The organism is Leptothoe sp. ISB3NOV94-8A, assembly GCF_043421595.1.
Lineage (GTDB): Bacteria > Cyanobacteriota > Cyanobacteriia > Phormidesmidales > Phormidesmidaceae > Leptothoe > Leptothoe turfae.
Window position 1 is genome coordinate 2,031,326 of record NZ_JAXSQW010000001.1, and the last position, 12,993, is coordinate 2,044,318.

Annotated in this window: 14 protein-coding genes and 3 pseudogenes; 6 read left to right on the forward strand and 11 right to left on the reverse strand. The window is 47.6% G+C overall.

Annotation, left to right across the window (positions count from 1 at the left end; translation table 11 throughout):
* Positions 1 to 7 precede the first annotated feature (7 nt).
* Positions 8 to 361 (forward strand): annotated as a pseudogene (locus SPB21_RS08905) (class I SAM-dependent methyltransferase); the annotation flags it as partial.
* An 80-nt stretch (positions 362 to 441) separates the two neighbouring features.
* On the opposite strand, the gene SPB21_RS08910 reads toward SPB21_RS08905, so the two are convergent.
* Positions 442 to 1,716: an ISNCY family transposase gene (locus SPB21_RS08910; protein ID WP_250564713.1), complete on the reverse strand. Its 1,275-nt coding sequence runs from the start codon at positions 1,714 to 1,716 to the stop codon at positions 442 to 444.
* A 192-nt stretch (positions 1,717 to 1,908) separates the two neighbouring features.
* Here SPB21_RS08910 and SPB21_RS08915 point away from each other — a divergent pair.
* Positions 1,909 to 2,229: pseudogene (locus SPB21_RS08915) on the forward strand (O-methyltransferase); the annotation flags it as partial.
* A gap of 225 nt (positions 2,230 to 2,454) precedes the next feature.
* On the opposite strand, the pseudogene SPB21_RS08920 reads toward SPB21_RS08915, so the two are convergent.
* Positions 2,455 to 2,783 (reverse strand): annotated as a pseudogene (locus SPB21_RS08920) (cation efflux transmembrane domain-containing protein); the annotation flags it as partial.
* A 10-nt stretch (positions 2,784 to 2,793) separates the two neighbouring features.
* On the opposite strand from SPB21_RS08920, the gene SPB21_RS08925 reads away from it, so the two are divergent.
* Positions 2,794 to 3,024, forward strand: coding sequence for a hypothetical protein (locus tag SPB21_RS08925; protein WP_163698896.1), 231 nt, complete (start codon positions 2,794 to 2,796; stop codon positions 3,022 to 3,024).
* Positions 3,025 to 3,065: 41 nt separating this feature from the next.
* Here SPB21_RS08925 and SPB21_RS08930 read toward each other — a convergent pair whose 3' ends face one another.
* Positions 3,066 to 3,650 carry a protein-S-isoprenylcysteine O-methyltransferase gene (locus tag SPB21_RS08930; protein ID WP_250564689.1) on the reverse strand — a complete coding sequence of 195 codons (585 nt, stop codon included), beginning with the start codon at positions 3,648 to 3,650 and terminating at the stop codon, positions 3,066 to 3,068.
* A gap of 359 nt (positions 3,651 to 4,009) precedes the next feature.
* On the opposite strand from SPB21_RS08930, the gene SPB21_RS08935 reads away from it, so the two are divergent.
* Entirely contained in the window at positions 4,010 to 4,744 is a 735-nt protein-coding gene (locus SPB21_RS08935) for a nucleotidyltransferase domain-containing protein (RefSeq protein ID WP_163698894.1), read from the forward strand.
* 137 nt (positions 4,745 to 4,881) lie between these two features.
* The gene (locus SPB21_RS08940; RefSeq protein WP_499866347.1) at positions 4,882 to 6,750 is read left to right on the forward strand and encodes a S9 family peptidase; all 1,869 of its coding nucleotides are present in this window, start codon (positions 4,882 to 4,884) and stop codon (positions 6,748 to 6,750) included.
* A gap of 292 nt (positions 6,751 to 7,042) precedes the next feature.
* Here the strand turns inward: SPB21_RS08940 and SPB21_RS08945 are convergent, their stop codons facing one another.
* The 4 genes from SPB21_RS08945 to SPB21_RS08960 all read right to left on the reverse strand — a co-directional run bounded on the left by SPB21_RS08945 (position 7,043) and on the right by SPB21_RS08960 (position 8,720).
* Positions 7,043 to 7,372: a type II toxin-antitoxin system PemK/MazF family toxin gene (locus SPB21_RS08945; protein WP_499866348.1), complete on the reverse strand. Its 330-nt coding sequence runs from the start codon at positions 7,370 to 7,372 to the stop codon at positions 7,043 to 7,045.
* Positions 7,360 to 7,620: an AbrB/MazE/SpoVT family DNA-binding domain-containing protein gene (locus SPB21_RS08950; RefSeq protein WP_163698888.1), complete on the reverse strand. Its 261-nt coding sequence runs from the start codon at positions 7,618 to 7,620 to the stop codon at positions 7,360 to 7,362. Before SPB21_RS08950 ends, SPB21_RS08945 begins: the two co-directional genes overlap by 13 nt.
* Positions 7,621 to 7,736: 116 nt before the next feature.
* The gene (locus SPB21_RS08955; RefSeq protein WP_499866349.1) at positions 7,737 to 8,381 is read right to left on the reverse strand and encodes a DUF4291 domain-containing protein; all 645 of its coding nucleotides are present in this window, start codon (positions 8,379 to 8,381) and stop codon (positions 7,737 to 7,739) included.
* A gap of 108 nt (positions 8,382 to 8,489) precedes the next feature.
* Positions 8,490 to 8,720 carry a hypothetical protein gene (locus tag SPB21_RS08960; RefSeq protein WP_499866350.1) on the reverse strand — a complete coding sequence of 77 codons (231 nt, stop codon included), beginning with the start codon at positions 8,718 to 8,720 and terminating at the stop codon, positions 8,490 to 8,492.
* Between the two features lie 288 nt (positions 8,721 to 9,008).
* On the opposite strand from SPB21_RS08960, the gene SPB21_RS08965 reads away from it, so the two are divergent.
* Positions 9,009 to 9,467: an FHA domain-containing protein gene (locus SPB21_RS08965; protein WP_499866351.1), complete on the forward strand. Its 459-nt coding sequence runs from the start codon at positions 9,009 to 9,011 to the stop codon at positions 9,465 to 9,467.
* Between the two features lie 289 nt (positions 9,468 to 9,756).
* Here SPB21_RS08965 and SPB21_RS08970 read toward each other — a convergent pair whose 3' ends face one another.
* The 4 genes from SPB21_RS08970 to SPB21_RS08985 form a co-directional block, all read right to left on the reverse strand.
* The gene (locus SPB21_RS08970) at positions 9,757 to 10,572 is read right to left on the reverse strand and encodes a hypothetical protein (protein ID WP_499866352.1); all 816 of its coding nucleotides are present in this window, start codon (positions 10,570 to 10,572) and stop codon (positions 9,757 to 9,759) included.
* 166 nt (positions 10,573 to 10,738) lie between these two features.
* Positions 10,739 to 11,908 (reverse strand): virulence factor, encoded by a 1,170-nt coding sequence (locus SPB21_RS08975; protein WP_499866353.1) that lies wholly within the window; start codon positions 11,906 to 11,908, stop codon positions 10,739 to 10,741.
* A gap of 184 nt (positions 11,909 to 12,092) precedes the next feature.
* A complete protein-coding gene (locus SPB21_RS08980; protein WP_499058727.1) occupies positions 12,093 to 12,416 on the reverse strand; it encodes a hypothetical protein in 324 nt (107 codons plus the stop codon).
* Positions 12,417 to 12,458: 42 nt separating this feature from the next.
* The gene (locus tag SPB21_RS08985; protein WP_163664990.1) at positions 12,459 to 12,854 is read right to left on the reverse strand and encodes a bleomycin resistance family protein; all 396 of its coding nucleotides are present in this window, start codon (positions 12,852 to 12,854) and stop codon (positions 12,459 to 12,461) included.
* Between the last annotated feature and the right edge of the window lie 139 nt (positions 12,855 to 12,993).

Here is a 12,993-nt window from a genome sequence, read left to right on the forward strand (position 1 = left end):
CCCAGGGATCAGAGACAATTCTGGACAACTTTTATCACATCTTTATAACTACCTGCTCTCTGTTTCTCTACGCGAGCCCCAAATTTTGACCCAGCTGCGTCAGGAGACCGCCCAACATCCCGTGAGTAGTATACAAATCTCACCGTATCAGGGCCAATTTATGGCCCTACTGCTGCGGCTAATGGGGGCTAAAAAAGTGTTGGAGATTGGCACGTTTACTGGCTATAGCGCCCTGTGGATGGCGCTGGCGTTGCCTTCAGATGGCACCCTCACCGCCTGCGATGTGAGTGAAGAGTATACAGAAATCGCCCGCCGCTACTGGCAAGCCGCTGGCGTCGCTGACAAAATTAATCTGCACTTGCAGCAATTCCAAATTCCAATGTACGGACAGGAGTGGTATGTAAGAGAGACTCCTGTTGAGGATGTCAGTCACGATGAGAATCAAGAGGTATTTCGAAAGGGACCCGTCGGCTTGGTATCATCGAGCATGAACTCAATCAATGCGTTCCAACTCTCAAACCAGAGGTACTTGGTCAAGGCGACAATATCTTGAAAAAAGCCTTTTCGGGTACCTCGAATCTGTCGAATTCGTTGATAGCGTTCGTCTACATATCCCAAGATGGTATGAAACAGGAATGCTAACAGATTTAGGGTCAATAAGAACGAGGCTAGATGCTGTTGCCCATGGCCAAAATTGTGCTCTAAATGATAGCCCTTCGTTTTGAGGACATTGTGGTTTTCGTTTTCAGTTTTCCAACGACTGCGAGCCGCCTCAACTACAGCAATGACCTGCTGCGGGGTATTGAGCTCTAGTGGAGTGATCCAACTGTTGTGATAGAGTCGCTTGCCGTCTCGTTGTCGAGTGACGGTGACCTCACACCAATTCAGTACCCGGTCCGACGGGGTGCCACCTAATGGAACATCGGTTAAATATCGGTACCGATAGTGGACGTTCTCCTTACCCTGAGTTCGCGTTTTCTCGATGGTTTTGACCTGACCCTTGGCCGCATTGAACTCAATCCAATCGTAGAGCACTGGATGCGACTCCGGTAAACACACGAAGATGAAACTCATTCCCTGAGCTAGGACTGTTTCACACATCGGTAGACGACTGTATAGATCATCGCCGAGCAAAATCACATCTCGCTGAGCGAACATCTGTCCATGAGTCGCTATCCAACGCTTAGCTGCAGCCTGCTCACAATCTTGCTTCTCATGACCATCTTGAGGATAAATAAATTCAGGGGACAACGAAATCACCGATGATTGGCTCGGCGACACCACCACTGGCAAGATAGCTTTATGACTGTAGGTGACCTGGCCATTGCGATGCGTCTGGATTGAACAACACGGACAACTTACCTCATGCGAACTGTAGTATTGGGTTCCATCTAGGGTGACCAATAGATGCTTGCCAAGTACCTCAAACCCACGCAGATATCCCTGTTTCTCTAAATCCTGATAATTCAAGATGAACACACCCGATAGCCCCCTCGCAGGAAGCGGGTCGAGAATATTACGAATTTGTTCGACACTCGGAATGTTGGTCAAGCCAAATAGACTCTGGGCATTGTCTTGACCATGACGGCTTTGCAACTGTCGTTGGTACTCTAAGAATGACGGGCTTTGCATGAAAAACGCACTAAATGCTCCTAAGACCGCATCTTGAAGGCTATAACGAGTCGCGTTACTAGGCTGACGTCCATCCTTCATCATTCCTATGCATGAGGTCAGACTTCCGAGCACACTGTCGAATCCGAGCACACTTGAGACCATGACGACTATCTTGCCAAGGGCAAGACCCATTCGAATGAATTGACTGTATCGGATAGGGGCACGCTGTGCACAACTCGATTGCTAGCTCCAGGACACAGACACCTGTTCTTAAGTCGGAATTTGGAATTGCTGCTGCACTTGGCACATGCCATTGAGACCTTAAATCACTTAATCTTCACAGGACAGTCAGGCACCTTTGACTTTGTCTTTATCGATGCCGATAAGAGCAACTATATCCACTATTACGAAAAGTCTTTAGAATTACTCAGACCCGGTGGACTGATCGCCATCGACAATGTTCTGTGGTCTGGAGCTGTAGCCGATCCAGATATTATCGATCCTGATACACAAGCACTACGAGACTTGAATCAGACCCTCCACCAGGATGAACGCATTGAGCTAAGCATGTTACCCATCGCCGACGGGTTGACCTTAGCAATGAAGCGTCTCTAAAACTCTTAGTCTCTAAAACTCTTATCTAGCGCTGAAGCTATAATTTTGAAAAACGGTCTGCAGAGTTGGGGTAAACAAAACCTTTGAAAATTACATTAACGGGGGTGCGATCGCACATTCCTTCATGGCCACTGCGAGAAATTCTGCCCTGTCTTAAACAGACTAGAGTGGGATATTTTATTTGTTCAATTTATCTCATAGCACTCTGGGTTGAAACCTCTATACAGCGATGACAACAAGGGCAACGACACTGGCAAAACCGCCAAGCACACTGGCCTTTCCTGTACCAAAGGTGTATTTAGGGTCGGAGGTATGGTTTCGGGCATATTATATTGATAGGCAAAAATCGTGATGCCAAAGGCAGCGACATGGGTTGCCATGTGCCAACCATCAGCTAGCAAAGCCATTGACCCAAAAATTGTTCCAGCCACAATCTCAGCCACCATGGTGACGGCTGTAAACAGCATGACTACCTTGGTATTTTTTTCTGCACGACCCTGATCGTTAGAAAAGTCGTGAGAATGTTTCCACTGGTCAAGAATATGTATATGCATGGAATTGATAATGATTGGAAAACGGGCATCTTCAGCAATGCCGGTAACGCAAGAAGAATCTAGTTCCGATTTTGAGGGTACGTTGACTTTGCCTGAACAGTTTGGCAAGGAACAGTTTTGCAATGAAAATTTACGCGAGGGGCTAGTTCTGCTGATTAATCAGCAACTGTTAAATGAGAACTTAGCCATATCAGCGACGGACGTCTCTGCTAAAATAGCCATGGGACATCCGCTGGATTAAGGACAAGATGCGAGCGTAGGGTTTGAACATGGGTGGGGAAATTAAAAAAGAAACGGCACCAAGCGCTTCGTCCGTTGTCGATAGGCCTGATATTGTTCTCCAAATTGCTCTAGCATCATATTCTCTTCATTACCTACCCGGAAAAAGTACAGGGTACCGAAGGTGATCACCCCTGAGAGACCGACAATCCAGTTGGTTAACAACAGTGCTTGGGCAATAACCCATAGCCAAATTGCTGTATACATCGGATGACGGATATTCTGATAAATACCTTTGGTAATTAACGTATGGTCTTCTCGGACCTGTAACGTGGGCGACCAATTTTTGCCCAGGTCATGGTGAGACCGCCAGAATAGGTAGAGCGCGATCGCAAATGTCACAATTCCTAAAACATTCGCCCCAACCGGCAGGGAATAATTAGCAAAATTGAACAACGGCGTAAAAATATAAATCAAGGGCAAAACACACATCCCCAGCAGAACAAATGCTAATAAGCCATTCTCTAGAGGCGTCTTACGATTATCGATTATGGTATTGCTCTTAATTTCTCGCTGATAGGGTTTGCGGATAACCCCTGTGAGTCCAAAGAATACTAAGAAGATGATTTTGAGAGTGAGGGTGTCCATGATTGACCTCTTACTTGCCAATTTTGAGCTGAGCAAAATTCGTAATCTAGCAATTAAGAATCTTTCGCAATAACTTTCCACTATCATAGCGAAGGCCCACAGGAATGACACCCCCTCAACCTTTTGTAATGTTCTCCCTTTCGCTATCTCTTCCCCAAAACTGCTTCCTCACCTGCCCCCCCATAAAAGGAGGTTCGATCGCAGACAATTAACTAACATGCAAACTGACATATTATCTCAATAACTTAAGATTATTGAGATTAACTATCAATAATTTCCCCTGGGTCTACTCCGATGCCAAGATCGGGTAAAACTCTTTACTATTGAGCTTGTACGGGTTCAGCATAGTGAACATCCCTATGACAGACGAGTTAATTGCGATCGCGACCAAAATCCAACAAGATCGCTATCCAGATGCAGACGTTATCTTCTTAGCAGGTTCTGTCATTCGTGGTGAAGGTACCGCTACTTCAGATCTTGATCTTGTTGTTGTCTTTCAACAACTGCCTGCGGCATATCGAGAATCTTTTCAGTTTGAAGGCTGGCCCGTCGAAGCATTTGTCCATGATCCTGAAACGCTGAGGTACTTTTTCTTTGAGGTCGATAGCCCCACAGGGATACCTTCTTTGTCCGCTATGGTGAGTGAAGGAATCGAGATACCCCAGCCGAGCGAGCTATCCAGAGAGCTGAAGCAGCTAGCGGACGATATTTTAGATGACGGTCCACCGGTCTGGGACAAAGACGCCATCGATAGGTCACGCTATGCCATTACAGAGCTGATCGATGATATTCGAGCACCGCGCTCCAGGGCAGAACTGATAGCTTCTGGTACTCAGCTATATGATGCGGTGGCAAATCATTATCTGCGTAGTCGGAATCTCTGGTCTGCCACAGGCAAGACAATTCCCAAACGATTGCAACAAGTTTCCCCTCAGTTTGCTGCTCAGTTTGAAGACAGCTTTGCAGCTCTATTTGCCCATGGAGAGACTGATCAGCTTATAGGGGTAGTAGAGAATATGCTAATGCCAGAGGGTGGTTGGTTATTTGAGGGGTATAAACTTGTTGCCCCTGTTTCCTGGAAAAAACCTATCTAACCCCTATCTAAACAGGTTATTGGCTCTAAACCATAGGGTACACCGTCATCAAAATCAGCTAGCTACCCTGACAATCTCCAGAAAGCAACCCATAAGGCAAGATAGAAAAGCAAACATAACTTGAAACCACGGTCACGATGAGCCTACCGCCCCTGATTCCGCGCGCCACTCTGTTTGGAAACCCCCAGCGCACCAGTCCACGCCTGTCCCCGGATGGCAAATACCTGGCGTATATTGCGCCGGATGCCAATAACGTTCTACAAGTGTGGCTACAGGAACCAGGCGGCGATGATCGTCAGCTCACCCAGGATAAAAAACGCGGTATTCGGTCATATTTTTGGACATACCAGGAAAATCAGTTAATTTATCTGCAAGATGCCGATGGTGATGAAAACTTCCATCTTTATTTGGTGGATGTCACCACTAGCATGGTCCGTGACCTCACCCCCTTCCAGGGCGTTAAAGCTAACCCTATCGAACTAGATCCTGACTTTCCCGACCGAGCTCTAGTCAGCCTTAACCTGAAGGATCGTCAGAAGTTCGACGTTTACAGCATCAATCTCACCACGGGTGCAGTGGAGTTTGACACCGATAATCCTGGCAATATCGTAAGCTGGACCGCCGACCATCAGTTCCAGATCCGTGCAGCCACGGCAGCCACCCCCGATGGCGGCTCCGAACTGCTTTATCGCGCTACTGCCGATGATGCCTGGGAGAGTTTGCGCCGCTGGGGACCAGATGACGAGGGCGGTGCCGTTGGATTCTCTAAAGATGGCAACACTCTTTACGTTGTGGGCACCCACGATGCCAATGCCCAACGCTTTATTGCCCTCGATCTAGCGGCTCGTACTGAAACTGTGATTGCCGCAGACCCCCAGTACGACATTAGTAATATCGTCACCCACCCCACTGAGCACACCATCCAGGCCGTTTCTGTCTATAAAGCCAAGGAAGAATGGACGGTACTTGACGAGGCTATTCGAGGAGATTTTGAGGCCTTGGCCCAGGTGCGTCCCGGTCAGTTTGTCATTAGCTCACGCACTACAGCCGATGATATATGGCTGGTGGCTTATCTCACTGACGATGGTCCAGTATACTACTATCGCTATGATCGTAATCGTAAAGACGCCACCTACCTATTTAGTAACCAGCCCAAACTAGAAGATCTGGCCCTGGCGTCGATGGAACCCATCGAATACCAGGCTCGCGACGGTCTCACCATCCACGGCTATTTGACCTTGCCGGTGGGCATCGAAGCTAAAAATCTACCCACGGTGCTGTTTGTCCATGGCGGTCCTTGGGTGCGGGATATGTGGGGCCTAAACCCGCCTGTACAGTGGTTGGCAAATCGAGGCTACGCTGTCCTACAGGTGAACTTCCGAGGGTCCAATGGCTATGGCAAAGACTTTCTTAACGCGGGCAATCGCCAGTGGGGCAAAACCATGCACGACGATCTGATTGATGCCGTAGATTGGCTTTTTAACCAGGGCATTGCCGACCGTACTAAAGTGGCGATTATGGGCGGTTCCTACGGTGGCTATGCCACCCTGGCGGGGTTAACCTTTACCCCAGATGTGTTTGCCTGCGGTGTAGATATTGTCGGCCCATCCAATTTGATCACCCTAATTCGCAGCGTGCCCCCCTATTGGCAACCGATGATGGCCATGTTTGCCCATCGTGTGGGCGATATTGAAACCGAAGAAGAGATGCTCAAAGAGCGATCTCCCTTGTTTTTTGTGGACCGCATCGAGAAGCCTTTGCTCATTGGTCAGGGTGCTAACGACCCTCGCGTTAAAGAAGCGGAAAGTGAACAGATTGTTGAGGCCATGCATAGGGCTGGCAAGCCGGTTGAATACGTCCTGTATACCGACGAAGGTCACGGGTTTGCGCGCCCAGAAAACCGCTTGCACTTCTATGGCATCGTGGAGGCGTTTCTGGCGAAATATATCGGTGGTCGTGCCGAACCTGCCGCTGAAGTTGAGGGACACTGCGGCGTGGTGAAATAGCGGGCTAGGGAGATCGGTGCCAGGGAGACTCGGAGAATGTCAGCAATGATTATCTGTATGTCTCCCCAGCACTTTTATCCTTTATCCCTTCACTGACCTTATCCCAAGGCTTAAGCTTGACAGACCACGAGGTTAGCAGACCATTTAGGGCAGTTCTGGTCTTATGCTAAGGGCAATGACCAAGAAAGTGGCTGTTTAACGGCTTGGGCTTCAGCGGATGGGGATATGATTATGATTTTGCATCATAATCTAAATTTATTCTCCGTTCCGTTGCAAGCCCTTGTTAGGCAACCTATTCAGCAAACATTTCAGCCAAGATATCAAGAAGCATTTTTTGCTCATCTTGACTGATTCGGTCAAGCTTTTTGACCAATCGATTTTTATCTACTGTACGGATTTGATCCAAAACAATTTGCCCATTTTTGCCCTGAAATTGACAGACAAGACGAGTGGGATATTGCTTACCTTTTGTAGTCATTGGCGCAATGATAACCGTAGCGATATAACGGTTCATCTCATCCGGTGAGATAACAACACAGGGTCGCGTTTTCTGAATTTCACTACCAACAGTGGGGTCTAGGTTGACCAGAAAAACATCGAAACGTTTGACTACCATTCCCATTCAGATTGATCCCAATCAGTAGTGCTGACATCATCTAGAAGTGCATCATCTTGATTCTTAGCCATTGCTGCAAAAGCCTCATCCCATCCGGCACGCCAACAGTGTGCTGTGCGAATAGTCAGACAATCACCCTGTACTTCAATCTCAACGTCTTCATGAATACCGCTTTGCTCTAAGAGAAGCTTAGGAATGCGAACGCCTTGAGAGTTACCAATTTTGACGATCCGAGTTCTGATAACTGTGCCCATAGTTTAGATACTTGCGAACACGAACATGTAATTACATCGTAATCACAGGTCAAGGGACTGTCAAGCAGTGCGAAATTGACCTCGTCTGCCTCAGGGCGTATTTATGTGGCGTTTGTTTACGCCAGAGTTGACAAACCGAGTTTTCCCGCAACGTCTTTATTCGTTACAGGGTAAGCAAACTCAGTGGGCGTGAACAACCGATCGTAATCACGGGACTTCGCATGTGAACGTTGTTCGGCAACAAAGCCAGAAATATCTTGAATATCAAGTATCCATTCGCGAGCGTATTTTGCAATCACATCGCCGCGTAAGCCTAATTGAATTGCGCGACGTTCAACCTTTTCGCCTTTGGGATCGTGATCGGGGTCCCATTGCAATCGGACATCAGATTCATCGACGGCCTTTTTCCATTCTTTGCGTGTGCCGTAAACATCGGGTTTGAATGATGAATGAACTGCCAGCGATAGGATTTGATCAAATGCGGATCGTTGCAGCCGAATTGCGAGCACGACTTCTTGGCCCTCTTTGGTGGCCCACCCGCAACGATACATCATCCATAGGAAGTTGGGTTTGATCCACGACATGCGCGTGAGTTTGAACGGGCCGCCAAAGTAACCGTTTTCGGCAGCGAAGTTACCGATAGCGGGGCCGTATGCTTGATAGACGACAATCGACTCGGCATCGAATTGGGCGAGGATCACGCGTCCGTCTTGCGGCCAGCGTATGACTTGTTGCGAGTATGGTTCAGTATCAAGCGTCATCTTCAGTGCGGTGTAGGGTGAGCACATAACGATTGAGATTAGCATCTGGTAAAGGGCTAAAAGGTAATTTCTGTATTATTAGTCCGCTGCATCGATGTGTTATACATCTCAAGTTAGCTGTTGATCGGGCCTAGTGTATCGCCCTGATTCCGCCTCAGCATCAAGAATCGCTCGGAGAGCTTCGACAAACTCCCTCTTGCAAGCTGGATCGGTACTACCTCCGTCATCTAATAAACTCATGTCACCGAGTTCGTCAGCTTTCCAGCTCACAAGTTGCATCCACGTAGTGTAGGCGAAGTATGCCATCAGTACAGCAGACTGAGACGTGGCTCTCCTCATCTTTCACGCTCAGAATATCGAGGTCACAAGCCCCCAATTGAGTGAGATCTTTGACAAGTTCTGAGTTCTCGAAGGGAGTGAATTCCACGTCGCTACAACTGTGAAGGTGTACCCAGAGAAAGATGTAGAGGCTACAGTTGCAACGCGCCGTGACGGTTTGGATAGCTCACGCATCGCTGGGTTAGGCAGGAACAGGTAGGGACACCTATATCACCTCATGGCTTTGCTATTCTGTCAATGCTTAAGTTCTAAGATAGACTAGAATTCATCGTCACAATCAAAATATTAATGGCACTTAGCAACATTCTCATTGTGGAAGATAGCCAGGGGATACGGGAAATTGTCCTCGATAGCTCTGTCTATTCATTAGGACGTGATGCGAAGTGTAATATCCGTCTGGCTTCAAAGTTTGTTTCTAGGCATCACGCTACCCTAGTGCAACTACCAAGAGATGACGAAACTTACTACTATCAAATTGTTGATGGCAATTTAAAAGGTAAACCTAGCGCAAACGGCTTGCTTATCAATGGCAGAAAGTTAATGGCTTATGATTTAAAAAATGAGGACGAAATTGTCTTTGGTACACAAGCTCGAGCCATTTACTATCAACTAGAGCGCGATACTACGTCACCAGACGAATTTGGTCCAGACCCGAATGGATCTAGAGATCCCCGACCCCCCTACCCATTTACCCCTAACCTAGGCGCTGAAGCCATCCCTGATAATGGGCAAAGTACTATTCCATAAGCTTATTTTATCAGAAAGCTAAGTGCTGTTAGCGAAGGGTAACGCACCAACTCAAAAGACTATGCCAGATCCTTGGAGATGGTGTGATGCATCACACCATCTCCAGGCTGAGACTTTACTTTACCAACCAACCAGCCGCCTAACGTTGCCCATCATCCGCCGCAGATAACTTCTGCATCATACCGATCCACTTTCGGCGGTCGGTATACATGGGCGTTGTTAGCTTGATTTATGAAAGAACCTATCTATAAACTCATCAAACTGCACCCTGAAAGAAGACCCTCTAATACTACAGAGCTTCGAGCAATTCTGATATTGAAACGATCTTTAGCCCAAAAGCTTGCTTAAGACTAGCCAAATTTTCTTCATGGAAAACCGATTTTTTGCCAGCACCTTTACCTCTATCTTCTGTGCAAAAATATTCATTTGAATAGCCAAAATGCATAGAGATTGAGTCGCCATCAACCCATTCAGCTATTGCATCACAAAATGCTTTGGATTTCCCTGGAGGTACTTTTGATAAACAATCGATGACTGATAAGCCTACTAGATTATACTCATTCTTCAAGATTTCATACTGTGCCCGACCCCAATCATGACTGACAATATAATCGCTGCATTTAGCTACTCTCTCACAGTAATTCCAAAAGCTGCCCTCACTAAAGACTGTGTACATGCTATCTGGGATATCCGGACACATTACAGTTCCAAGATTAGTCATTCTGAGAACTTTGAATCCTAATCTTTGGGCTTCAGCCAACTTGCGCTGAAGTATTGGGTGCATTCCTGGATGTTTAGATGTATCTGGAGATATTGAGAACACTCCAGAATATTGGTTATTTTCAAACCTTCCAGACATCTCCATTTGGGGAATGTAAGACTCCCAAAAGTCTGGACGATCTTTCCTACTAATGGATTCAAGACTTAGAGCAATTTCACAAATAAAAGATTCAACATCTTTATTTTCTATCCTGCGACGTAATTCTCGATATTCATTACGAGAATCTACCTTAATCTCAACAACTCTTCTCCAAACATTAGTATCAAAAGTGACTTTAACCATTGCAAAGAGTCTGTTATCAACCTTCAAACCAGCAAATTGCAAGCTAACGTATCATTGGAGGGAAATTTTCCACCTATCGAACCAATAGGGGTGATTAGGTGGAAAATTTCAGTATATTTATCTCCTCTATATTAGAACTAAACTATTTAGAATTTATTGATTATTCGAACGTTTGCTAGGTAAACATGCCTACACACAACATCAACAATCACGCCTCCATTCCCTGGGTCAGCCGCATCCACATGGGCAGTTGGGTATCGCCACCGTCCTCAATGCGTTCCAGGGCTGTTGCCATCTCCACCCGCACATCAAATTCAGATTCTTGACCCACGGCCTGGCGCAGGGGCTCAATCACCGTTTGATCGCCCAGCTCGGTCATAAATCGAGCCGCCCGCCAACGGACTAATTTAGACTCATCGGTCAGCACCTCAGCCATCGTCGCCAGGGCACTGGCATCGCCAATATCACTCAGGGCATCCCCGGCGATTCGACGGACCATAGCTGACGGATCCTGCCGCACCACACGGCACAGGGGGGCAACCGCAATCTCTAGAGTACTGGCCCCCAAAAGGGCCGCTGCCCAACGGCGAATAGCGCTTTTCTCATCATCGAGTACTGCTACTACGGCGGCAAAGTTATCGGTGGTCACATCAAGCTGCTGTAGTGCCTTTAACCGCTTTTTCCAGTCAGGATCGTTCAACTCAGCCACAAGCATCTGTTGCTGAGCTGCGTGGTCAGGGGACTGAGCTATGGCGCTAACGGCGGCGGCTTCAATCCGGGCCAGTTCTTCAGGGTCAAATAAACTATCGATTTCATCGGCCACCAGCTGAGCCACTTGCTCAGGCTCACCGGCTGGGGCCTGATAGGGGTCCCAGCGTCGTTCCATTACATAGTCAGCGCCCGTTTCACTGATGGCCCTTTGGAGTGACCGACTAAAGCGGTCGGGTAATGCAACTCGGGCCTGTTGTCCATCTGTTGCGGTGGCCTTGACCTGTATCGGAATGCCGCGAAACATCTGGACTGCCACTTCAAGCATGCCTAAATTTGAGCTGGTGGCCTTAGTGGCAACTGGCTGTGTTGGTTCAGCCACCTGGGTCAGGAGCTTCGCATCCGCATTGTCGGCTATACCAATCGCCTTAGCCGCTTTTGCCAAAATGGATTGCCAGTCTGAGCTGCCTTGGCGGGTAAGGGTGATAAAGTCCTGGACTGCAAAGACAGACTTCACTCCCTCAATGGTGAGCAGTTGTTGAATGACTGCAGGGGTATCGGGTACGGTGCTGCCCTTGTCTAGGGTTAGGGCTTTGGGGCTAATGGTCCCATCCAGGTTGAGCTTGATGCAGTTGGGGCTGGGGGTGGTTTCGATGGAGAGCAGTTGCATGGTCTTAATGGTACTGGGCTCAGTTAACCATATTAAATATATCGATGGAGACCATGGGGTTGCTAGCCTAGATCATCAGCGAGATAGTGCATGGCTAAGGGGACTGCACAAACATAAAGACCCAGGGTGGGGCTGTAGATGGGTGGATAAGTGATGGGGTAATGTTGTTTCCAGATGGCTCTATTTATAACGCTTGAATCTCTTTTTTTATAGCTGTTAAGAATGTTGGCACTATCTCATGGACCCATTGGGGTTCGCGGTGTCGGATCATCAACCAAAACAAGTTTTTAACATCCCAGAATGTGGCATCTAGAAGACCGGGTTCTTTGCGATCGCGCTTAAAATGCCAGTGTACAGAATTGGGATATTTCTTACGTGAGTAACCGCCCACATGGGAGATGTACATGCCCACAGTCTCTGCCGCTTTTTCTAAAACCCCATGCATTTCATCCGTAGAGATACCCTCCGGTAGCTCTACGTAATAGTCATCTGATTTTTTACGCTTCATGCTGAAACCTCGTTCCCTTAATCCTAGCTACAACGCACTGAGCTACTGACTGACCCGAAACACATGACCATCGGGATGTCTTAGGTGACATTCCCTGGCTTTCCAAGGCATATCTTCGGGAGGAAAAACAACCTCAATCCCGTTCTCAAGAGCAAGGGCATAAACCTGATCCACATTCTCCACCCAAATGGACATCCAGGCCCCCTTGTCTTGGGTTTCATCACCACCAGGGCCGAATGTACTTGAGTTGTTGCCCTTACCACGGCCACCCTGACCATCCTGACATAGAAAAATCTCACATTCTCCAGAACCCACGGCTCCATATCCAGGGGGATCGCCCCAATCCCAGAGCTTCTGCCAACCTAATTTCTCGAACCATTCCAAACTTTCCTGTAGACTCGAAACATTCAGAATCGGGGTGATTACTTTAGCTTTCATATCCTCAGTTTCTGTGATTTTAAGTTGGTGCTAAGCGATCGGCACTAATCGACATGACAAAGAACGATAGTTAGCCCAGCCCATGATTCAACACCCAGTGGCTCATTAAAAACCGAACATCTAGATCGTAGTATAGTAA